The organism is Calidithermus timidus DSM 17022 (genome assembly GCF_000373205.1).
GTDB lineage: Bacteria > Deinococcota > Deinococci > Deinococcales > Thermaceae > Calidithermus > Calidithermus timidus.
Genome location: NZ_KB890697.1, coordinates 259,739 through 279,837, shown reverse-complemented (window position 1 = coordinate 279,837; position 20,099 = coordinate 259,739). Strand labels below are relative to the sequence as shown.

General features: G+C 64.4%; 36 protein-coding genes. 33 read left to right on the top strand and 3 right to left on the bottom strand.

Translation table 11 applies throughout. The features are described from left to right. The 33 genes from B047_RS0110440 to trmB all read left to right on the top strand — a co-directional run. A partial coding sequence (locus B047_RS0110440; RefSeq protein ID WP_018466911.1) for an elongation factor Tu occupies positions 1-838 on the top strand: 838 nt, incomplete at its 5' end. Positions 839-850: 12 nt separating this feature from the next. Next, positions 851-1,168 (top strand): 30S ribosomal protein S10, encoded by a 318-nt coding sequence (gene rpsJ, locus B047_RS0110435; RefSeq protein WP_018466910.1) that lies wholly within the window; start codon positions 851-853, stop codon positions 1,166-1,168. Beyond that, positions 1,165-1,800, top strand: coding sequence for a 50S ribosomal protein L3 (gene rplC, locus B047_RS0110430; protein ID WP_018466909.1), 636 nt, complete (start codon positions 1,165-1,167; stop codon positions 1,798-1,800). The genes rpsJ and rplC overlap by 4 nt, the downstream gene beginning before the upstream one ends. Before the next feature lie 18 nt (positions 1,801-1,818). Next, positions 1,819-2,451, top strand: coding sequence for a 50S ribosomal protein L4 (gene rplD / locus B047_RS0110425; protein WP_018466908.1), 633 nt, complete (start codon positions 1,819-1,821; stop codon positions 2,449-2,451). Then, positions 2,448-2,738: a 50S ribosomal protein L23 gene (locus B047_RS0110420; protein WP_018466907.1), complete on the top strand. Its 291-nt coding sequence runs from the start codon at positions 2,448-2,450 to the stop codon at positions 2,736-2,738. Before rplD ends, B047_RS0110420 begins: the two co-directional genes overlap by 4 nt. Before the next feature lie 149 nt (positions 2,739-2,887). Next, positions 2,888-3,718 carry a 50S ribosomal protein L2 gene (gene rplB / locus B047_RS0110415; protein ID WP_026234802.1) on the top strand — a complete coding sequence of 277 codons (831 nt, stop codon included), beginning with the start codon at positions 2,888-2,890 and terminating at the stop codon, positions 3,716-3,718. Between the two features lie 38 nt (positions 3,719-3,756). Then, entirely contained in the window at positions 3,757-4,035 is a 279-nt protein-coding gene (rpsS, locus tag B047_RS0110410) for a 30S ribosomal protein S19 (protein ID WP_026234801.1), read from the top strand. A gap of 53 nt (positions 4,036-4,088) precedes the next feature. Beyond that, positions 4,089-4,430: a 50S ribosomal protein L22 gene (rplV, locus tag B047_RS0110405; RefSeq protein ID WP_018466904.1), complete on the top strand. Its 342-nt coding sequence runs from the start codon at positions 4,089-4,091 to the stop codon at positions 4,428-4,430. Continuing rightward, positions 4,420-5,184 (top strand): 30S ribosomal protein S3, encoded by a 765-nt coding sequence (gene rpsC, locus B047_RS0110400; protein ID WP_018466903.1) that lies wholly within the window; start codon positions 4,420-4,422, stop codon positions 5,182-5,184. The genes rplV and rpsC overlap by 11 nt, the downstream gene beginning before the upstream one ends. A 3-nt stretch (positions 5,185-5,187) precedes the next feature. Then, complete coding sequence (gene rplP, locus B047_RS0110395) at positions 5,188-5,613, top strand: 50S ribosomal protein L16 (protein ID WP_018466902.1); 426 nt, start codon at positions 5,188-5,190, stop codon at positions 5,611-5,613. Next, positions 5,591-5,788, top strand: a complete 198-nt coding sequence (gene rpmC, locus B047_RS0110390; protein WP_157205884.1) for a 50S ribosomal protein L29 — start codon at positions 5,591-5,593, stop codon at positions 5,786-5,788. Before rplP ends, rpmC begins: the two co-directional genes overlap by 23 nt. A gap of 136 nt (positions 5,789-5,924) precedes the next feature. Continuing rightward, positions 5,925-6,218, top strand: a complete 294-nt coding sequence (gene rpsQ, locus B047_RS0110385; protein ID WP_018466900.1) for a 30S ribosomal protein S17 — start codon at positions 5,925-5,927, stop codon at positions 6,216-6,218. Continuing rightward, on the top strand, positions 6,215-6,583 hold the full coding sequence (rplN, locus tag B047_RS0110380; RefSeq protein ID WP_018466899.1) for a 50S ribosomal protein L14: 369 nt from the start codon (positions 6,215-6,217) through the stop codon (positions 6,581-6,583). The genes rpsQ and rplN overlap by 4 nt, the downstream gene beginning before the upstream one ends. After that, on the top strand, positions 6,583-6,972 hold the full coding sequence (gene rplX, locus B047_RS0110375) for a 50S ribosomal protein L24 (protein WP_018466898.1): 390 nt from the start codon (positions 6,583-6,585) through the stop codon (positions 6,970-6,972). Before rplN ends, rplX begins: the two co-directional genes overlap by 1 nt. 1 nt (position 6,973) lies before the next feature. Continuing rightward, positions 6,974-7,522 carry a 50S ribosomal protein L5 gene (gene rplE / locus B047_RS0110370; RefSeq protein ID WP_018466897.1) on the top strand — a complete coding sequence of 183 codons (549 nt, stop codon included), beginning with the start codon at positions 6,974-6,976 and terminating at the stop codon, positions 7,520-7,522. A gap of 17 nt (positions 7,523-7,539) precedes the next feature. Further along, a complete protein-coding gene (gene rpsN, locus B047_RS0110365) occupies positions 7,540-7,809 on the top strand; it encodes a 30S ribosomal protein S14 (protein WP_018466896.1) in 270 nt (89 codons plus the stop codon). 152 nt (positions 7,810-7,961) lie between these two features. Then, the gene (gene rpsH / locus B047_RS0110360) at positions 7,962-8,357 is read left to right on the top strand and encodes a 30S ribosomal protein S8 (protein ID WP_018466895.1); all 396 of its coding nucleotides are present in this window, start codon (positions 7,962-7,964) and stop codon (positions 8,355-8,357) included. Positions 8,358-8,463: 106 nt separating this feature from the next. Then, positions 8,464-9,003 (top strand): 50S ribosomal protein L6, encoded by a 540-nt coding sequence (gene rplF / locus B047_RS0110355; RefSeq protein WP_018466894.1) that lies wholly within the window; start codon positions 8,464-8,466, stop codon positions 9,001-9,003. 12 nt (positions 9,004-9,015) lie between these two features. Next, entirely contained in the window at positions 9,016-9,354 is a 339-nt protein-coding gene (gene rplR / locus B047_RS0110350; protein ID WP_018466893.1) for a 50S ribosomal protein L18, read from the top strand. Between the two features lie 21 nt (positions 9,355-9,375). After that, positions 9,376-9,849, top strand: coding sequence for a 30S ribosomal protein S5 (gene rpsE, locus B047_RS0110345; RefSeq protein ID WP_018466892.1), 474 nt, complete (start codon positions 9,376-9,378; stop codon positions 9,847-9,849). Further along, positions 9,849-10,028: a 50S ribosomal protein L30 gene (rpmD, locus tag B047_RS0110340; RefSeq protein WP_018466891.1), complete on the top strand. Its 180-nt coding sequence runs from the start codon at positions 9,849-9,851 to the stop codon at positions 10,026-10,028. Before rpsE ends, rpmD begins: the two co-directional genes overlap by 1 nt. Then, on the top strand, positions 10,028-10,504 hold the full coding sequence (gene rplO / locus B047_RS0110335) for a 50S ribosomal protein L15 (protein WP_018466890.1): 477 nt from the start codon (positions 10,028-10,030) through the stop codon (positions 10,502-10,504). Before rpmD ends, rplO begins: the two co-directional genes overlap by 1 nt. 1 nt (position 10,505) lies before the next feature. Then, positions 10,506-11,831, top strand: a complete 1,326-nt coding sequence (secY, locus tag B047_RS0110330) for a preprotein translocase subunit SecY (RefSeq protein ID WP_018466889.1) — start codon at positions 10,506-10,508, stop codon at positions 11,829-11,831. Positions 11,832-11,912: 81 nt separating this feature from the next. Further along, a complete protein-coding gene (locus B047_RS0110325) occupies positions 11,913-12,488 on the top strand; it encodes an adenylate kinase (RefSeq protein WP_018466888.1) in 576 nt (191 codons plus the stop codon). Between the two features lie 9 nt (positions 12,489-12,497). Then, positions 12,498-13,271, top strand: a complete 774-nt coding sequence (gene map / locus B047_RS0110320; protein WP_018466887.1) for a type I methionyl aminopeptidase — start codon at positions 12,498-12,500, stop codon at positions 13,269-13,271. A 23-nt stretch (positions 13,272-13,294) separates the two neighbouring features. Continuing rightward, complete coding sequence (gene infA / locus B047_RS0110315; protein WP_026234799.1) at positions 13,295-13,513, top strand: translation initiation factor IF-1; 219 nt, start codon at positions 13,295-13,297, stop codon at positions 13,511-13,513. Between the two features lie 18 nt (positions 13,514-13,531). Then, complete coding sequence (rpmJ, locus tag B047_RS17645; RefSeq protein ID WP_027892158.1) at positions 13,532-13,645, top strand: 50S ribosomal protein L36; 114 nt, start codon at positions 13,532-13,534, stop codon at positions 13,643-13,645. An 11-nt stretch (positions 13,646-13,656) separates the two neighbouring features. After that, positions 13,657-14,037, top strand: a complete 381-nt coding sequence (rpsM, locus tag B047_RS0110310) for a 30S ribosomal protein S13 (RefSeq protein WP_018466885.1) — start codon at positions 13,657-13,659, stop codon at positions 14,035-14,037. Positions 14,038-14,255: 218 nt separating this feature from the next. Then, positions 14,256-14,651 (top strand): 30S ribosomal protein S11, encoded by a 396-nt coding sequence (rpsK, locus tag B047_RS0110305; RefSeq protein WP_018466884.1) that lies wholly within the window; start codon positions 14,256-14,258, stop codon positions 14,649-14,651. Between the two features lie 14 nt (positions 14,652-14,665). Next, positions 14,666-15,283 carry a 30S ribosomal protein S4 gene (gene rpsD / locus B047_RS0110300; protein ID WP_018466883.1) on the top strand — a complete coding sequence of 206 codons (618 nt, stop codon included), beginning with the start codon at positions 14,666-14,668 and terminating at the stop codon, positions 15,281-15,283. Between the two features lie 41 nt (positions 15,284-15,324). Next, complete coding sequence (locus B047_RS0110295) at positions 15,325-16,299, top strand: DNA-directed RNA polymerase subunit alpha (protein ID WP_040779668.1); 975 nt, start codon at positions 15,325-15,327, stop codon at positions 16,297-16,299. Positions 16,300-16,310: 11 nt separating this feature from the next. Next, a complete protein-coding gene (locus B047_RS0110290) occupies positions 16,311-16,790 on the top strand; it encodes a bL17 family ribosomal protein (RefSeq protein ID WP_018466881.1) in 480 nt (159 codons plus the stop codon). A gap of 162 nt (positions 16,791-16,952) precedes the next feature. Continuing rightward, entirely contained in the window at positions 16,953-17,888 is a 936-nt protein-coding gene (gene trmB, locus B047_RS0110285; protein WP_026234798.1) for a tRNA (guanine(46)-N(7))-methyltransferase TrmB, read from the top strand. Here the strand turns inward: trmB and B047_RS0110280 are convergent. The 3 genes from B047_RS0110280 to B047_RS0110270 are packed head-to-tail and all read right to left on the bottom strand — an operon-like array spanning position 17,885 to position 20,067. After that, on the bottom strand, positions 17,885-19,060 hold the full coding sequence (locus B047_RS0110280; RefSeq protein ID WP_018466879.1) for a MalY/PatB family protein: 1,176 nt from the start codon (positions 19,058-19,060) through the stop codon (positions 17,885-17,887). The genes trmB and B047_RS0110280 overlap by 4 nt on opposite strands. 9 nt (positions 19,061-19,069) lie before the next feature. Beyond that, complete coding sequence (locus B047_RS0110275) at positions 19,070-19,660, bottom strand: GNAT family N-acetyltransferase (RefSeq protein ID WP_018466878.1); 591 nt, start codon at positions 19,658-19,660, stop codon at positions 19,070-19,072. Beyond that, positions 19,657-20,067 carry a ketosteroid isomerase-related protein gene (locus tag B047_RS0110270; RefSeq protein WP_018466877.1) on the bottom strand — a complete coding sequence of 137 codons (411 nt, stop codon included), beginning with the start codon at positions 20,065-20,067 and terminating at the stop codon, positions 19,657-19,659. Before B047_RS0110270 ends, B047_RS0110275 begins: the two co-directional genes overlap by 4 nt. Positions 20,068-20,099: the final 32 nt, after the last annotated feature.

The window sequence follows — 20,099 nt, the reverse complement described above, 5'->3', positions numbered from 1 at the left end:
AGGGGTGCCGTACATCGTGGTGTTTTTGAACAAAGTGGACATGGTCGACGACGCGGAGCTCTTGGACTTGGTGGAGATGGAGGTACGGGATCTGCTGAGCCAGTACGAGTTTCCTGGGGACGACACACCGATCATCCGGGGATCGGCGCTGTTGGCGCTGGAACAGATGCACAAGAACCCCAAGACCCAGCGAGGGGAGAACGAGTGGGTGGATCGGATCTGGGAGCTGCTGGATGCGATCGACTCGTACATACCCACGCCGCAGCGGGATGTGGATAAGCCGTTCTTGATGCCGGTGGAGGACGTGTTCACGATCACGGGACGTGGGACGGTGGCCACGGGACGGGTGGAACGTGGGAAGGTCAAGGTGGGCGACGAGGTAGAGATCGTAGGGCTTGGGGAGACCAAGAAGACGGTGGTGACCGGGGTGGAGATGCACCGCAAGACCCTGAGCGAGGGCTTGGCGGGGGACAACGTAGGTCTGCTGCTGCGGGGCGTAGGCCGGGAAGAGGTGGAGCGGGGTCAGGTACTGGCCAAGCCGGGGAGCGTGACACCGCACACCAAGTTCGAGGCGTCGGTGTACGTGCTGAAGCGGGAGGAAGGGGGGCGGCACACGGGCTTTTTCACCAACTACCGGCCGCAGTTCTACTTCCGCACGACGGACGTGACGGGGGTGGTGGAGTTGCCCAAGGGGGTGGAGATGGTGATGCCCGGGGACAACGTGACCTTCACCGTCGAGCTGATCAAGCCCATCGCCATGGAGGAGGGGCTGCGCTTCGCCATCCGGGAGGGTGGTCGCACCGTCGGTGCCGGGGTCGTCGCCAAGATCATCGAGTAAAGGAGGCCCTGAATGCCAAAGATTCGCATTAAGCTACGGGGCTTCGACCACAAGAGCCTGGATGCCTCGGCGGCCAAGATTGTGGAGACGGTCCGTCGCACCGGGGCCCAGGTGGCCGGTCCGGTGCCCCTGCCCACGCGGGTTCGTCGCTTCACCGTGCTGCGGGGCCCGTTCAAGCACAAGGACAGCCGCGAGCACTTCGAGCTGCGTACCCACAACCGCCTGGTTGATATCTCCGACCCCAACCGCAAGACTATCGAGAGCCTCCAGAGCCTCGACCTGCCCACCGGGGTGGAGATCGAAATGAAGATTCTGGGGGGTGGACGGTGAAAGGCATCCTGGGAACCAAGGTCGGCATGACCCAAGTCTGGAAGAACGACAAGGCTGTGCCGGTGACGGTGATCCTGGCTGGGCCGTGCCCCGTCGTGCAGCGACGCACCGTCGAGAAGGACGGCTACGAGGCGGTACAGCTCGGCTTCCAACCCAAGAAAGCCCAGCGGGTCAACAAGCCCATGAAAGGCCACTTCGCCAAGGCCGGTGTCGAGCCCGTGCGCTATCTGCGCGAACTGCGTGGCTTCAACCCCGAGGGGGACACCGTGACCGTGGCGATCTTCCAGCCGGGTGAAAAAGTCGATGTCAGCGGTACTTCCAAGGGGCGTGGCTTCAGCGGCGTGATGAAGCGTTGGAACTTTGCCGGTGGCAACATGACCCACGGTGCCCACAAAGTGCACCGTCACCCCGGCTCCATTGGCAACCGCAAGACCCCGGGCCGCGTCTACAAAGGTAAGAAGATGGCCGGTCGCTACGGTGCCGAGCGCATCACGGTGCAGAACCTCGAGGTCGTGGACGTGATCCCCGAGGAGAACCTGATCCTGGTCAAGGGAGCCATCCCCGGCGCCAACGGCAACTTGGTGATGGTGCGCGAGACCAGCCGCCGCCCGGCGGCCAAGCGGAAGGCCTGAGGGAAGGAGCGATAGCAGATGTATAACCTCACGGTTCTTTCCGCCAAGGGCAGGCGCGAGCTTCAAGTTGCGCTGCCTGAGAAGATCAACCCTCACGTGCTCTACGAGGTAGTGCGCTGGCAACTGGCCTCGCGCCGCCGGGGTACCGCCTCCACCAAGACCCGCGGCGAGGTCGCCTTCACCGGCAAAAAGCCCTACTCCCAAAAGCACACCGGGCGCGCCCGCCACGGTGACGCTGGGGCGCCCATCTTCGTGGGCGGTGGCACGGTGTTTGGTCCCAAGCCCCGCGACTACAGCTACACCTTGCCCAAGAAGGTGCGCCGGCTGGGCCTTTCCATGGCCCTGGCCGACCGGGCCAAGGAGGGCAGGCTGTTCATCGTCGAGGCCTTCGAGGGGGTAAACGGCAAGACCAAAGAGTTCGTGGCCTGGCTGAAGGCCAACGGTCTGGAGGGCTCGAGCGTGCTGCTGGTCACCGCCGATGAAAAAGTGGCCCGCGCGGCCCGCAACCTGCCCGAGGTGCGGGTGCTGGCTCCGGCTGGGCTCAACGTTTACGACATCCTGCGCCAGGAGACTTTGCTGCTGGACCTGGCCGCCTGGGAAGCGGTGCAAAGCCGCCTGTTCGCGCCGAATGCCAGCGGAGGTGAGGCATGAAGACCGCCTTCGACGTGATCCTCAAGCCCGTGCTCTCCGAAAAGGCCTACGCCAAGTTCGCCGAGGGCACCTACACCTTCCTGGTGGCGCCCACCGCCACCAAGACCGAGATCAAGAACGCCGTGGAGGCCGCGTTCAAGGTCAAGGTGGTGCGGGTCAACGTTCAGAACTACGAGGGTAAGGCTGCCCGCTTAGGACGTTTCGTGGGCAAGAAAGCCGACCGCAAGAAAGCCATCGTTACGGTGGCGGCTGGACAGAAGATCGAAGCCCTGGAGGGCTTGATCTAAAGGGAGTGGCGCACGGCCCATGAGCTGGTGCGCGCCCTTGGCCTCGAGACCGAGCGTTGCGGCTCAACCTACGGACCGCACGATGAAGGGGCACAAAAGCACTTGGGATCAGAGCGACTCGGTTAGCTCGTATCAAGTGAGGTAGAAGAATGGCAGTCAAGAAATTTCGTCCTTACACTCCGTCGCGCCGCTTCATGACGGTGGCGGATTTCTCCGATATCACCAAGGTGAAGCCGGAGAAAAGCCTCACCGCCCCCCTTAAGAAGACTGGCGGGCGCAACAACCAGGGCCGCATCACCAGCCGCTTCCGTGGCGGCGGGCACAAGCGCCTGTACCGCATCATCGACTTCCGCCGCCGCGACAAGGCCAATATCCCGGCCAAAGTGGCCGCCATCGAGTACGACCCCAACCGTACCGCCCGCATCGCCTTGCTGCACTACAAGGATGGCGAGAAGCGCTATATCCTGGCCCCCGATGGCCTGGCAGTGGGCTCGGAGGTGATGTGCGGCCCCGAGGCCCTGATCCAGCCGGGCAATGCCCTGCCCCTGCGCTTCATCCCGGTGGGTACCGTGATCCACGCGGTCGAGCTCGAGCCGGGCAAGGGGGCTAAGATGGCCCGCAGCGCCGGCACCAGCGTGCAGGTTCAGGGCCGCGAAGGCGACTACGTGATCCTGCGCCTTCCTTCCGGCGAGCTGCGCAAGGTGCACGCCGAGAGCTATGCCACCATCGGCACCGTCTCCAACGCCGACCACAAGAACATCGTGCTGGGTAAGGCGGGCCGCACCCGCCACAAGGGCCGCAAGGGTCACGTGCGTGGTACGGTGATGAACCCCGTGGATCACCCCCACGGCGGTGGTGAAGGCCGTGCGCCCCGGGGCCGTCCCCCGGTGTCGCCCTGGGGCCAGCAGGCCAAAGGTCTCAAGACCCGCAAGAAGAAGAAGCCCTCCAGCGCCCTCATCGTTGCCCGGCGCAAGAAATAAAGATTTCCGCACCGTTATCGGTGTGAGTAGGAGAAACTATGCCGCGTAGCATGAAAAAAGGGGTTTTCGTCGACGCCCACCTCATCGACAAGGTGGAAGCGATGAACGCCAAGGGTGAGAAGCGGGTCATCAAGACCTGGAGCCGCCGCAGCACCATCGTCCCCGAGATGATCGGCCACACCCTGGCGGTGTACAACGGCAAGCAGCACGTCCCGGTGTACATCACCGAGCAGATGGTAGGGCACAAGTTGGGCGAGTTCGCCCCCACCCGCACCTACCGTGGGCACGGAAAGGACACCAAGGCCACCAAGAAGTGAGTCCGCCACCTTCCGGCTGAGCCGGAAGGGCGACCGAAGGGAGAATGCAGGGAATGGAAGCTAAAGCTATCGCTCGCTACATCCGCATGTCGCCCCGCAAGGCCCGCCTGGTGGTGGACCTGATCCGGGGCAAGGGTGTGGACGAGGCCAAGGCCATCCTCAAGTACACCAACAAGCGGGCGGTTGAGCCCGTGGTGAAGGTACTCGAGTCGGCTGCGGCCAACGCCATCAACAACTACGACATGCTCGAGGACCAACTGGTGATCAAAGCCGCCTACGTGGACGAAGGGCCCGCGCTCAAGCGCGTGCTGCCCAGGGCCCGCGGGCAGGCCCACATCATCAAGAAGCGCACCAGCCACATCACCATCGTCGTGGGGGAGAAAGATGGGAAATAAGATCAACCCCGTGGGCTTGCGCCTGGGTATTACCCGCGAATTCGAGTCGCGTTGGTACGCCGGCAAGAAAGCCTATGCCAAGACCCTCGTCGAGGATCGTCAGATCCGCGACCAGATCGAGAAAGAGCTCCGGCCCGCCGGCTTGGCCCGCATCGACATCGAGCGGGCCGCCGACAACATCGCCGTCACCGTTTACGCCGCCAAGCCCGGCGTGGTGATCGGTCGCGGCGGGGAGACCATCAAGCGCCTACGCGAGAGCCTGCAGAAGCGTTTCCCCGGCAAGACCCTGGCCCTCAACGTTCAGGAAGTGGGCAACCCCAACCTCTCCGCGCCGCTGGTGGCCCAGCGCGTGGCTGAGCAGATCGAGCGACGCTTCGCCGTGCGTCGCAGCATCAAGCAGGCCGTGCAGCGCGTGCGCGAGAGCGGGGCCCAGGGGGCTAAGATCGTGGTCTCGGGCCGCATTGGCGGGGCTGAGCAAGCCCGCGTGGAGTGGGCCGCCGAGGGCCGCGTGCCGCTGCACACCCTGCGAGCCAACATCGACTACGGCACCGCCCGGGCCGAGACCACCTACGGCTCGCTGGGTGTGAAGGCCTACGTCTTCATGGGTGAGGTCATCGGCGGCAAGAAGGTGGGTGCGGCCGCCACTCAGCCTCCCCGCCCCACCGCACCCAAGCGCGAGCGTGAGGAGGGCCGCCCCCGTCGCCGCTCGGCTGTGCGCCGCAGCGGGGGTGGCAGCCGGGAAGGGGGTGAGTAAGCCATGTTGATGCCCAAGCGCATGAAGTACCGCAAGGCCCACCGGGGACGCATGACCGGCGCCGCCAAGGGTGGCGATTACGTGGCCTTTGGCGAGTGGGGTCTGGTAACCCTCGAGCCCGGTTGGATCACCGCTCAGCAGATCGAAGCTGCCCGTGTGGCCATGGTGCGCCACTTCCGCCGCGGTGGGAAGATCTTCATCCGCATCTTCCCCGACAAACCCTTTACCAAGAAGCCGCTGGAAGTCCGCATGGGTAAGGGTAAGGGTAATGTCGAGGGTTACGTGGCCGTGGTCAAGCCTGGCCGGGTGATGTTTGAGGTGGCGGGCGTGACCGAGGAGCAGGCCCGTGAGGCCCTGCGCCTGGCTGGGCACAAACTCCCCGTCCTGACGAAGGTGGTGAGACGTGATGCCTACGATGAAGCTCAGTGAGATGCGCAAGCTCTCGGTGGCCGAATTGCAGAAGGAGGTGGCAGCCCGGAAGAAAGAGCTCATGGAGCTGCGTTTCCAGGCTTCCATCGGCCAGCTCGACAAGAACCACCGCGTGCGCGAGACCAAGCGTGAGATTGCCCGGCTCCTCACCGTCCTGACGGAGAAGCAGAAGTAGCCCCCTGCCCCCGCTCGGCGGGGGCAGGGCAAGCCCTTGGCGACCGGGCAGCGTTGCTGTATACTCGCCCTTTGGACTGCTTGGGCCCTGCAGCGCGTGCGGCCTGTGGCTCTTGAAATAAAGGAGAAGATTGAGGATGCCGAGAAAAAACCTGACCGGTGTGGTGGTCAGCGACAAGATGCAAAAGACGGTCGCTGTCCTGGTGGAGCGCCAGTTCCCCCACCCCATTTACGGCAAGGTGATCAAGCGCTCTAAAAAGTACCTCGCCCACGACGAGAAGGGCGAGTACAAGCTGGGCGATGTCGTCGAGATCAGGGAATCTCGCCCGATGTCGGCCAGAAAGCGCTTCACCGTAGTGAGAAAGATCGAGGAAGGGCGGATGGACCTGATCGAGCGTTACCTGCTTCGCAAGGAGCGTGGTAAAGCATGATCCAGAACGAAACCGTACTCGACGTGGCCGACAATACCGGAGCCCGCAAGATCGCGGCCATACGCATCATGGGGGGTTCCAACCGCAAGTACGCCAGCGTGGGCGACATCATCGTGGCTTCGGTCAAGGAGGCCATCCCGCGCGGCATGGTCAAGGAGGGCGAGGTGGTCAAGGCCGTGGTGGTGCGCACCGCCAAGGAGATCCGCCGTGCCGATGGTAGTACCATTCGCTTCGACACCAATGCCGCCGTGATCATCAACAACCAGAACGAGCCTCGCGGCACGCGCGTCTTCGGCCCGGTGGCCCGCGAACTGCGTGAGCGCGGCTTCATGAAGATCGTCTCCTTGGCCCCCGAGGTGCTGTGATGGAAAAGGCCAAGCTTCACGTGAAGAAGGGGGACACCGTCTTGGTGATCTCCGGCAGCAAGGACCGCACCGACCCTAAGACCGGCGAGTTTAAGCCCGGCATCAAGGGCAAGACCGGCAAGGTGCTCGCGGTCAACCCCAAGGAACAGACCGTGGTGGTGGAGGGGATCAACATCATCAAGCGCGCCGTGCGCCCCAACCCCCGCAACCCCCAGGGCGGCTTCGTGGAGAAGGAAGGCCCGCTGCACGTCTCCAAGGTGATGCCGGTCTGCCCCAATTGCGGCAAGCCTACCCGCGTGCGCAAGAAGGAAGTTGACGAGGGTGGCAAGACCCGCCGTATCCGCGTGTGCGTGCACTGCGGTGGCGCCTTGGACACGAAGGAGAAGTGAGATGGCGCTCGAGGTATACCTGCGCAACAAGTACAAGACCGAAGTCGTCCCCGAGCTGATGAAGCGCTTCGGTTACGACAACGTGATGGCGGTTCCCCGCCTGGTGAAAGTCGTGGTCAACCAGGCCCTGGGCGAGGCCAAGGAAGACAGCCGCATCCTGGAGAAGGCTGGGCAGGAACTCGCCCTCATCACCGGCCAGAAGCCAGCCATCACCCGGGCCAAGAAGTCGATCTCCAACTTCAAGCTGCGCCAGGGGATGCCCATCGGTCTGCGGGTGACCCTGCGGGGTGACCGCATGTGGATCTTCCTCGAAAAACTCCTCACCGTCGGCCTGCCCCGCATCCGCGACTTCCGTGGCATCAACCCGGGCGGCTTTGACGGGCGCGGCAACTACAACCTGGGGCTGCGCGAGCAGGCGATTTTCCCCGAGATCACCTTCGACATGGTCGATGCCGTGCGTGGGATGGACATCGCCGTGGTGACTACCGCCAAGACCGACGAGGAAGCGCGGGCGCTGCTCGAGCTCTTGGGCTTCCCGTTCCGCAAGTAAGGGAAGGAGGTGAGTCAATGGCGAAGAAGTCGCAAGTCGAGAAGATGAAGCGCAAGCAGAAGACCATTGCCAAGTACGCCGCCAAGCGAGCTGCCCTCAAGGCCGCTGGGGACTGGGCCGCGCTGGCCGAGCTTCCCCGCGACGCCAGCCCCACCCGCCACAAGAATCGCTGCGTGTTCACCGGGCGGGCGAAGGGCTACGTGCGCTACTTCGGTATCAGCCGCATCCAGCTTCGGGAGATGGCCCACAAGGGGTTGCTGCCCGGCGTGAAGAAGGCAAGCTGGTAGAGGTGGCCTGGCCGGTCGGAGGGTTTGCTCCGAGACCGCAGGTTGGCCTGAACCTACGAGCCGGGAGGAGTTCCCCAAGTCGCACGGTTGAGCACAAATGGCTCAAGACCTGACTTGCGTAGCCCTGCTCGAGGTGTAAGAGGAGAGTAAGAATGTACAGCGACCCAATTGCCGACATGTTGACCCGGATCCGCAACGGTCTGATGGTCTACAAGGAGAGCGTGGAGGTACCGGCTTCGAAGTTTAAGGAGCAGATCGCCGAGCTTCTGGTGCGCGAGGGTTACCTCAAGGGCCTCGAGCGCATCGAAATCGACGGCAAGCCCTTCCTGCGCCTGACCCTCAAGTACGGCCCCCGCCGCGAGAAGGTTATCCAGCACATCCGGCGCGTCAGCCGCCCCGGCCGGCGCGTCTACGTCAGCGCCGAGAACGTGCCCGTGGTGCGTCGGGGTCTGGGCACGGCCATCATCTCTACTTCCAAGGGTGTGCTCGTAGACCGTGAAGCCCGCAGACTGGGCGTGGGCGGCGAAGTCATCTGTGAGGTGTGGTAATCGAGACCCCAAACGAGCAGATTTGGGGCCGGCCCGAGGTTGACATCAACTGCCGAACAAGGTCATCGCGCTTGTTCGAGGGCCCCTAGAAGGAGAAACAAGAGCCATGTCTCGAATTGGTAAGCAAGCCATCCCCCTGCCTAAGGGCGTGACCGTGGAAGTGGCCTACGCCAGCGTCAAGGTCAAGGGCCCCAAGGGCGAAAACAACGTGGCCGTGGATCCCGACCTCAAGGTGAAGGTCGAAGACGGCAGCGTCAGGGTCGAGCGCCCCACCGACCAGCGCCGCCACAAGAGCCTGCACGGCCTCACCCGTACCCTCATCGCCAACGCCGTCAAGGGCGTGGCCGAAGGCTACAGCCGCGAGATGCTGATCAAGGGTATCGGTTACCGCGCCAAGCTCACGGGCAAGAACCTCGAGCTCACCGTCGGTTACAGCCACCCTGTGATCGTCGAGCCCCCTCAGGGCATCACCTTCGAGGTGCCCGAGCCTACCAAGGTCGTCATCAGGGGCATCGACAAGCAACTCGTGGGCCAGACCGCGGCCAACCTGCGCTCGATTCGCAAGCCCAGCGCCTACCACGAGAAGGGCATCTACTACGCCGACGAGCCCATCAAGCTCAAGCCCGGCAAGACCGGCACCAAGTAAGGAGGATGAGCCATGTCCAAACTCTCTTCTGCTGATCGCCGCAAATTCCGCGTGCGCAATGCGGTCAAGGCTTCGGGACGGCTCCGCCTGTCGGTCTTCCGCAGCCTAAAGCACATCTACGCCCAGATCATCGACGACTCCAAGGGCGTGACGCTGGCCGCGGCCTCGAGCAAGGCCTTGGGCCTGTCGGGCAACAAGACCGAAGTCGCCAGGAAGGTTGGTGAGGCCATCGCCAAGGCCGCCAAGGAAAAAGGCATCACCCAGGTGGTCTTCGACCGGGGGGCCTACAAGTACCACGGGCGCGTCAAGGCCTTGGCCGACGGAGCCCGCGAGGGCGGATTGGAATTCTAGAAGCCTCCGAAGGAGCAAAGAATGCCCGAGACCGATTTCGAAGAAAAGATGATCGTGGTGCGCCGCACCGCTAAAACCTACCAGGGTGGCCGCCGCTTCCGCTTTGGGGCGCTGGTCGTGGTGGGGGACCGCCAGGGCCGGGTGGGCCTGGGCCTGGGCAAGGCCAAGGAAGTGCCCATCGCTGTGCAGAAGGCGCAGAACTACGCTCGCCGCTCGCTGGTCGAGGTGCCCCTGCAAGGCGGCACCATCCCCCACGAAATCCAGGTGACCCACGGCTCCTCGACCATCCTGCTGCGTCCGGCGGCTCCCGGTACCGGCGTGATCGCGGGCATGGTGCCCCGCGCCATCCTCGAGCTCGCCGGTGTCACCGACGTGCTCACCAAGGAGCTGGGCTCGCGCAACCCCGTCAACATCGCCTACGCCACCATGGAGGCGCTGCGCCAGCTGCAGACTTGGGAGGATGTCAAGCGCCTGCGCAAGGAGGAGGTGGCCTGATGGCGATCCGCGTCAAGCTGACCAAGAGCCCCATCGGTTACCCTAAGGACCAGAAAGCCGCCCTCAAGGCCCTGGGCCTGACCAAGATGCACCGTGTGCGCGAGCTGGCCGACAACCCCGCCATCCGCGGCCAGATCGCCAAGGTGGCCCACCTGGTGACCATCGTGGAGGATAAATAATGAAGCTATCCGACCTGCGCCCTAACGAAGGGGCCAACAAGCGCAAGAAGCGCGTGGGGCGTGGCCCCGGCTCGGGCCACGGCAAGACCGCCGGGCGCGGCCACAAAGGCCAGAAGTCCCGCTCGGGCGGCCTCAAAAACCCCAACCGCTTCGAGGGTGGGCGCTCGACCTTGCTCATGCGCTTGCCCAAGCGCGGCATGAGCGGCCAGGTACCCGGCGAGATCAAGCGCGTGGAGTACCAGGTGGTCAACGTCGGCGCCATCGCCAAGGCGTTCACCCAGGGTGAAGTCACCCCCGAGGCCCTGGCCGACGCCGGGTTGGTGCGCCCGGGCTACCCGGTGAAGGTGCTCGCCAACGGCGAGATCGGCACCGCCTTGAAGGTGACGGCCCACAAGTTCTCCGCTGCCGCAGCCCAGAAGATCAAGGCCGCCGGCGGCGAGGCCATTGCCCTCGAGGGCAGCGGCGAGGGAGCCTAATATGCTCCGGGCTTTTCGGGATGCCCTCTTCATCCCCGAGCTTCGCGCCCGGATCATCTTCACCTTGATGGTGCTGGCGGCCTACCGCCTGTGCGCCTTCATCCCCACCCCCGGCGTGGACTACACCAAGATCAAGGAGTACCTGGGCACCCAGGCCGGGGGGGCACTGGGCATCATCAACCTCTTCTCGGGCTCCAACTTCGAGCAGTTCTCCATCTTCGCGTTGGGCATCATGCCCTACATCACCGCCTCGATCATCATGAACCTGCTGGTCACGGTGGTGCCGGCGCTCGAGAAGCTGCAAAAAGAAGGCGAAGAAGGCCGCCGCATCATCAACCGCTACACCCGCTACGCGGGCGTGGCGCTGGGGGGTGTGCAGGCGCTGTTCCTCTCTACCGCTTTCCTCTCCTCCAACAACGGACAGTTTTTGCTTCCAGGCTGGGAGCCGGGCTTCTTCTTCCACTTCATCGTGGTGGTGACCCAGGTCGCGGGGATCGCGCTGGTGCTGTGGATGGCCGAGCGCATCACCGAATACGGGGTGGGCAACGGTACCAGCATGATCATCTTCGCCGGGATCGTGGCCGGGTGGCCGCTGCGCATCGCTCAAACCGCCGGTTTGGTGGGGGCGGGGCAGGCTAATCTGGTCGCGCTGCTCTTCTTCATCGCCTTCCTGGTGATCGCTTTCGCCTTCATGGCCACCATCACCCAGGCCGAGCGCCGCATCCCCGTGCAGTACGCCCGCAAGCAGGTGGGGCGGCGGGTGTACGGCGGGCAGGCCACCTACATCCCGGTCAAGGTCAACGCGGCGGGGGTCATCCCTATCGTCTTCGCCGCTGCGCTCTTGCAGGTGCCCATCTTCATCGCCGGTTCGCTGACCCAGAGCCAGGTAGCCCAGTCCGTCGCTCACTTCTTCAACCCCTCCAACCTCTCCGGGCTCATCATCGAGGTGCTGTTGGTCTTCGGCTTTACCTACATCTACACCGCCGTGCAGTTCGACCCCCGGCGCATCGCCGAGAACCTGCGCGAGTACGGTGGCTTCGTTCCCGGCATTCGGCCGGGAGAGCCTACGGTCAAGTTCCTCGAGCACATCGTATCCCGCCTGACGCTGTGGGGGGCGCTATTCCTGGCAGCGGTGGCGGCGGTTCCCACGCTGGTGCTCAAGGCCACCGGCTTTAGCCTGGTGTCCTTCTCGGGGATCAGCCTGCTGATCGTGGTGGGCGTGGCGCTGGATACCCTGCGCCAGATCGAGTCGCAGCTCATGCTGCGCAATTACGAAGGTTTCTTGTCCAAAGGCCGCATCCGCGGTCGCACCGGCACACGCTTCTGAGCCCCCTCACGGCGGGCTCGCCGCAAACTTGACCGGCGTAGCGCCGTGAGAACACCGGAGGCCACTAAAGGGATACTCACTATGGGCGAAGCGGTTATCTTCCTAGGACCGCCTGGGGCCGGAAAAGGCACCCAGGCCAAACGTCTGGCGGCTGAGCGGGGTTACCGCCAGCTTTCCACCGGCGACATCCTGCGCAGCCACATTGCCCGTGGCACCGAGCTGGGGCAGAAGGTCAAGCCGATCCTGGACCGGGGCGACCTGGTGCCCGACGAGCTGATCCTCGAGCTGGTAAAGGAAGAGATCGCCGCCATGCCCACACCCCGGATCATCTTCGACGGCTTCCCGCGCACCCATGCTCAGGCCGAGGCTCTGGACCGCCTGCTGGAGGAGCTGGGGGTCGAACTGCGGGGCGTGCTCCTGGTGGACGTGCCGCGTGAGGAGCTCATTCAGCGGCTGCTGGGGCGCGCCCAGGCCGAGGGCCGCTCCGACGATAACGAGGAGACCATCCGCAAGCGCCTGGCCGTCTACGCGGAGAAGACCCAACCCCTGGTGGACTACTACGCCCGTACCGGCAACCTCAAGGCCATCGACGGCCTGGGCTCCATGGACGAGGTCTACAGCCGCATCCAGTCGGCCCTGAACCACGATTTGCACTGAAGGAGACACGTGGCGATCGTTATCAAAAGCCCCTGGGAACTCGAGCGCATGGCCGAGACTGGCCGCTTGCACACCGAGATCTTCGCCGAACTCGAGCCCCTGATCCGGCCCGGCGTGAGCACGCTCGAGCTCGAGCACTTCGTGGCCAGGGCCATCAAGGCCCGCGGCGGCGTGGCCCCCCAGATGGGCTACCAGGGCTCCTACCCCTTCGCTACCTGCATGTCGCTCAACGAGGTGGTGGTGCACGGTTTCCCCGACAAGCGCCTGCTGAAGGAGGGGGACGTGCTGAAGGTGGACTTCGCCTTTACCTACCAGGGCTTCACCACCGACATGGCCCGCACCTACGCCATCGGCAAGGTCTCGCCCGAGGCCGAGAAGCTCATCCGGGTCACCGAGGAGGCCTTCTGGGCGGGGCTGGAGGCCATGAAGGTGGGCAACCGCATCGGCGACGTGGCCGCCGTCGTGCAGGAGTTCATCGAGGGGCACGGCCTGTGGGTGGTGCGCGAGATGGTGGGGCACGGGGTGGGTCGCTCGATGCACGAAGACCCCCAGGTGCCCAACTTTGGCAAGGCCGGGCAGGGCCCCAAGCTGCGTCCGGGCATGACCCTGGCGTTTGAGCCAATGGTTACGCTTTTCCCCGCCAAGGTGGTAATATTGGAGGATGGTTGGACGGCCAGCGCGGGCAAGGGTAACCTGGCCGCCCACTACGAAAACACGGTAGCGATCACCGAAGCCGGCCCAAGACTCCTCACCGGGAGTCCGAGGTCGGTTGCGGTGCGCTAAAGAGCGAGGGGAAGGAGAAGCGCTTGGCGAAGGACAAAGACACGATTCGGATGGAAGGGGTTATCTCAGAGGCCCTGCCCAACACCACCTTTAGGGTTCAGCTCGACAGCGGCCCCGAAATCCTGTGCTACATCTCGGGCAAGATGCGCATGAACTACATCCGCATCCTGCCGGGCGACCGGGTGGTGGTGGAGGTCACCCCCTATGACCCGAGCCGGGGCAGAATCGTCTACAGGAAGTAGCTTGCGAAGGAGACAGGCATGAAGGTCAGAGCATCGGTCAAGAAGATCTGCGACAAGTGCAAGATCGTGAAGCGTCACGGTCGGGTATTCGTGATCTGTGAAGAACCCAAGCACAAACAGCGGCAAGGATAAAGGAGAGAGGAATGGCTCGTATTGCAGGCGTCGAAATCCCCCGCAACAAGCGCGTGGACATCGCCCTCACCTATATCTACGGGGTGGGTCCGTACCGGGCTAAGGAGGCCCTCGAGGCCACCCAGGTAGACCCCTCGGTGCGGGTAAAGGACCTCAGCGAAGCCGAGGTGGCCAAGCTGCGGGAGTACATCGAGAACAACTACAAGACCGAGGGCGAGTTGCGCGCTGAGGTGGCGGCCAATATCAAGCGCCTGATGGACATCGGCTGCTACCGTGGCCTGCGCCACCGCCGTGGCCTGCCCGTGCGTGGTCAGCGCACCCGCACCAACGCCCGCACCCGCAAGGGCCCGCGCAAGACCGTGGCCGGCAAGAAGAAGGCCCCCCGCAAGTAGACGTCAGGGCTTCTGAGATCCGTTTTGGGTTTTGGGAGCGAGGCAACTGGGAAGTACAAAGCTGGAATGAAGTCCCACTTTGGGCCAGCAGAGACTCCTGACTAGCGTTGAGCCCCCGGTTTTGGGGTTTCCGCTTAGAGCGCGACCCGGCGCACCCAAGTCGCAACAGCCTCCGGCGGAACGAAGCTTCGCTCAACGTGGGTGCAACCGAGGAGAGTATGGCCGCACCGAAGAAGGCAAGCAAGAAGAAAGTCAAGCGTCATGTGACCAGTGGGCGGGCGTTCATCCACGCCTCCTACAACAACACCATCGTTACCATCACCGACGCCGACGGCAACCCCGTGACCTGGTCGTCGGGTGGGGTGATCGGCTATAAGGGCAGCCGCAAGGGCACCCCCTACGCCGCCCAGCTCGCGGCCATGGACGCCGCCAAGAAGGCCCAGGGCTTTGGCATGACCAGCGTGGATGTGGTGGTGCGGGGCACCGGCGCGGGCCGCGAGCAGGCCATCCGCGCCCTGCAGGCTTCGGGGATTCAGGTTCGCTCCATCGTCGACGACACCCCCACCCCCCACAACGGCTGCCGTCCGCGCAAGAAATTCCGCAAGATCGCCTAAGGAGTGATTGAACGATGGGTCGTTACGCAGGTCCTGTTGTCAAAATCGCCCGTCGGCTGGGCATCAACGTAGCCGAGACCGAGAAGGTCCAGAAGTACCTCGACCGCCGCCCCTACTCGCCCGGTCAGCACGGGCAGAAGAAAACCCGCCGCCCCTCCGACTACGCCGTGCGTCTGCGTGAGAAGCAGAAGCTGCGCTTTATCTATGAGGTGGGCGAGCGGCAGTTCCGCAACCTCTTCGAGGAGGCCAGCCGCAAGAAGGGCGTGACCGGCACAGTTTTCCTCCAGCTCCTCGAGTCCCGCCTGGACAACGTGGTCTTCCGCTTAGGTATCGCCTCCACCCGCCGCCAGGCCCGCCAGTTCGTGCGCCACGGCCACATCCTGGTCAACGGTCAGAAGGTGGACCTGCCCGGCTACCGCCTCAAGCAGGGCGACGAGATCGCCGTGAGCGAGAGGGGTAAGAAGCTGGCCTTCATCCAGGCCAACGTCGAGCGCTTCAAGGGCCGCAAGTCCTTCCCCTGGTTGGAGTTCAACCCCGATACCATGAAGGGCCGCTTCCTGCGGGTGCCCGAGCGTGAGGCCCTATCCATCCCGGTCAACGAGCAGCTCGTGATCGAGTTCTACTCGAGGTAGCCGATAGCCGCGCTATCCGCGCCTCCCAAGGAGGTCTGATCTTGGAAAGCACAAAGACCAAGGCTCCGGTGTTCAACGCCCGGATCGAGGGGAATTACGGCGAGTTCGTGCTCGAGCCCCTGGAACGGGGTTTTGGCGTGACCATCGGCAACCCGCTGCGCCGCATTCTGCTGTCTTCGATTCCCGGCACCGCCGTGACCAGCGTCTACATTGAGGACGTTCTACACGAGTTCTCCACCATCAACGGGGTCAAAGAAGACGTCGTACAGATCATCCTCAACCTCAAGGAGCTGGTGGTTAAGTTCCACGCCCCCGGCACCAAGACCCTCACCCTGCGCGCCCAGGGCCCTAAGGAGGTCTACGCCCGCGACCTCGAGGTGCCCTCCGACGCCGAGATCATCAACCCCGACCTCTACATCGCCACGCTGAGCGCTGGGGCCAAGTTGGTGCTGGAAGTGCGGGTGGACGAGGGGGTGGGCTATGTGCCCGCCGAGCGCCACGGCATCAAGGACCGCATCTCCTCGATCCCCGTGGACGCGCACTACTCCCCCGTCAAGCGCGTGGCTTACCAGGTCGAAGACACCCGTCTGGGACAGCGTACCGACCTGGACAAGCTCACCCTGCGGGTGTGGACCGATGGCTCGGTTTCCCCCATGGAGGTGCTCCAGCAGGCAGTGGGGATTCTGCGCGATCAGCTCAGCTTCTTCGACCAGTCCCCGGTGATCAGGGCCCAGGAGAAGCCGGCGGCCTCGCTGAGCGCTTCTGCCTTCACCACCCCTTCCCGCGAGGCCGGCAGCCCCAGCAAACCCGCCGTGCCCTCCACCGGTTTGACCCTCGACGAGCTGGGCCTCACCACCCGTGTGCTGCACAACCTCAAGGAAGAAGGCATCGAGTCGGTGGAGAGCCTGCTGGCCCTGTCCGAACGCGAACTCAAGAAAGTGCCCGGCATCGGTGAGCGCAGCCTCGAAGAGATCAAGGCTGTGCTGATGCAGCATGGGCTGGATCTCAGAGAGTAGGAGTTTAGAACATGCGCCACCTCAAGTCTGGACGAAAGTTGAACCGCAGCTCGTCGCACCGCGTGGCCCTGGCCCGCAACCAGGCCAAGGCGCTGCTCGAGCACGGTCGCATCACCACCACCATCCCCAAGGCCAAGGAGCTCGTCGGCTTCGTGGATAGCCTGATCAACACCGCCAAGAAGGCCCCCACCCTCAGCGTGCCCGAGGGCGTGCGCTTCACCAAGCCCCTCGACAAGGATGGCAAGCCCCGTCCCCTAAAGGAAGGCGAGCGCATGGCCACCCCCGAGGAGCTCAAGGCCGTCTCGCAACGCAACCACTTGCGCCGCCTGCTGCTGCGCGACCTGCACGACCCCAAGCTCGTGCGCAAGCTCTTCGACGAGATCGCCCCCAAGTACGCCTCCCGTCCGGGCGGCTACACCCGCGTGCTCAAGCTGGCCGAGCGTCGCCGGGGCGACGGCACCCAGCTCGCGCTCGTCGAGCTGGTGGACTGATCTGCCCAGTGCCTAAGCCCCCCACGAGAAGCTTCGCGTTTCCATTGGCATGCGGACGAACGCTTCTTGTGGGGGCCCCAGGTGAGGGAAAACAAGCCAAGGGCACTTCCGAACGCCGAAGGCCAAAAACCTTTGGCGTTTTTTCGCGAAGGTGAAAGCGTGTTGCTGCTGCGTCCTGGGACCCTGAATTTTCCCCTTTCCCCCGCCGAAGTTTGGGGCCGAGAAGGGGAGTTGGTGCTCGAGGTCGGCCACGGCGATGGCCGCTTCACCGCCGAGATCGCCCGACGCCACCCGCAGTGGAACATCCTGGGCGTGGAGATCTCGGCGGCCAGCGTGGCCCGCGCCCTCAAGCGGCTGCGGCGGGAGAACATCGCCAGCGTGCGACTGTATCACGGCCAGGCGAGCTTTGCCCTGCGCAACCTCGTTCCCCTGCGCGGCCTGAGCCGAGTCTACGTCAACTTCCCCGACCCCTGGCCCAAGGCCAAGCACGAGGAGAACCGCCTGCTGCAACGCTCCTTCTTCCGCCGCCTCTCCACCCGGCTCGCGGAGGGTGGCACCTTGCTGCTGACCACCGACCACGAGGAATACTGGAAATTTGCCCAGGCCGAAGCCCGTGCCAGCGGCCTCTTCGCCGTCGAGACCCCGCCCCCGCCCGAACACCATTTGCAGACCAAGTACGCCCTGAAGTGGAAGGAACAGGGCCGCAGCTTCTACCACGCGGTCTTCACCAAGACCGGCGAAGACCCCGAACCCTGGCCCCTGCTCGAGAGGTTTGAAATGGCCCACGCCCTGATGGAGGGCACCCTGCCCGAACTCACGTCCTTCGACAAACAGGTCATCCGCTTCGACGGCGGCACGGCGGTGCTGCTGGAGGCCGCACGCGAGCTCGGCGGCGGTTACCTCTTCCTCACCCACCTCGAGGAGGAAGATCTCACCCAGGATGTGCTGCTCGAGGCCCGCCCCAGCACCCACGGGCTATACGTGGGCATCAGCCGCTTCGGGGCCCCGCTGGTGACCAAGGGCGTGCAGCAGGCGGTGGCCTGGCTGGTAGGCTGGCTCGAGGGACAGGGACTGAAGGCGCTTCAGCGGTCGTATTAGTGCCCTTGGCGATCGATCATCGACCCCTTCAGCGCCCCTGCCAGGCGTTCCAGGGCCTCCTGCAGCAGGGGTCGGCTGGTGGCGAAGTTGAGCCGCAGATAACCTTTGAATCCCTCCCCGAAGATCACGCCGTCGTTGAGGGCCACCCTGGCCTGCTCGAGTGCGAATTTGTGAGGGTCCTCCAGGCCCAGCGCCCGGAAGTCCAGCCAGGCGAGGTAGGTGGCCTGGGGCGGGACGTACCTCACCTCGGGTAGCCTCTCGGCCAGGAAGCGGCTCAGGAAGTCGCGGTTGGCCTTGAGGTAGGCCAGCGTTTCCTGGAGCCAGGGCTGGCCGTGTTGCAAGGCCGCCAACCAGGCCGCCATCGACAGCACGTTGGGGTGTCCCCCTACGCCCTTGCTGACGCTCTGCATGCGCTCTAAGATCGCCTTGTTGTGACTGATGGCCACTCCGCCCCCCAGCCCGGCGGTGTTGAAGGCTTTGCAGGGGCCGGTGAGGGTGACGGTGCGCTGGGCGATTTCCTCGGAGAGGGAGGCGAAGGGGACGTGCTCTCCCTCGTAGATCAGGTCGGCCCACAGCTCGTCTACCATCACCCACAGGCGGTGCTCGAGGGCGAACTCGGCCAGTTGCTCCAGCTCGCCGCGGGTGAACACCCGTCCGGTGGGGTTTTGCGGGTTGCACAGCATCAGCAAACGGGTAGCCGGAGTGACCAGGCTCTTTAGCTGCTCGAAGTCGATTTCCCACCCCGAAGGGCCTGGCTGCATGGGGTTGGCTTTAGTCACCCGCCCGTAGTCGCTCAGCGCCAGCAGGAAGGGGTGATAGACCGGTACCTGGGTGATCGCCTCCTCGCCCACGCTGCTCAGGGCCAGTACGCTGGCGTAGATGCCCGGCACCACGCTGCTGGTGAGCCACAGGTTCTCCCGCTGCAAACCCTTGAGGCCCATGCGCTCCTGTTTGGCGATGATCGCATCGAGCAACTCGGGATCGCCCGCGCCTTGCGGGTAGCCGATGCGCTTGGAAAGCCTGGCCCCAATGGCCTGCACGATGGGCTCGGCGATGGGATAATCCATGTCGGCCACCCACAGGGGCAGCACGTCTTGAGGAAAAAGGCTCCACTTGACCGAGTGGGAGCCCCTGACCTCCTCGAGCTTGAGCTGGTCGAAGGGGTGCGGCATGGGGATAGCTTATCGGAAGTTCTTGACCCAAAACACCATCGGTTTGAGGCTTTCCTGGGCCTCATCGAGGTCCTGCCAGCTGAAGTGGGCGAGGAGGTCGGGGCGCTTGCGGTAGCCCTGGCGCTCCCAGAAGGCGTCGAGCGGGCGGTAGTCGGCGGGGCGGCGGGGATGGTCGGCGGGGCGCAGCACCGCGCAAAAGGTGGTGTTGGCGTAACCCAGCGCCCTGGCCCTGGCCTCGCGCTGCCTGAAGAACTCCACCCCTAAGCCCCGGCCCCGATAGGGGCGCTCGAGCACGCTCTCCCCGAAGTAGTACCACTCGGCGGGCTCGAGCCCGGCCTGGCGGAAGGGCTCTTGGAACTCCGCTTCGGCCTGTGAGAGGGGCAGGGCGGTGGAAGCCCCCACCACCCGGCCATCGTCCTGCACGACGATGAGGGTGCTCTGGGGGAGGTGGAGGAACTTCTCGAGGTAGCGCCGCTCATACTCGAGGCTCCCCTGGTAGAGGTAGGGGAACTCGCGGAACACCTCGATGCGCAGCCGTGCCAGCTCGGGGATAAAGGCTTCGACCTCGTTTGCGCTGAGTACCAGAAGCTGTAGGCTCATTGGGACACCTGGGCGATCCAGTCCTGGAGGTTGTAGTGGTTGGAGACGCGGGCGATTTTGCCGCTCTCGAACTCGAAGAAGGCTCCCACCCGTAGGGTGTACCTCTGGCCGCGGGCCGGGGGGAGATCGCCGTCGGTCTGGAGGTATTCTCCCTCTAGCATGAACTCGGCGGCGGCGCGGCTGCCATCGGCACTCACCATGACCATCAGGTCGTAAACCCGTTCGCGGTAGCAGCGGTTCATGCGCTCGAGGAAAGCCCGGAAGGCCTCCTTGCCCCGCTCGACAGGCCCCTGGCTGATCTCGTGGACCACGTTGTCGCTGAGGAGCTGGAGGAAGCCCTCGACGTCGCGGGCGTTGAAGCGGTCGTAGTACATGCGCAGCAGCGTCTCGGCAGGAGTGTGGTTCACGGGAGTAGTTTATCTGGGTCAACGCGTTTTGC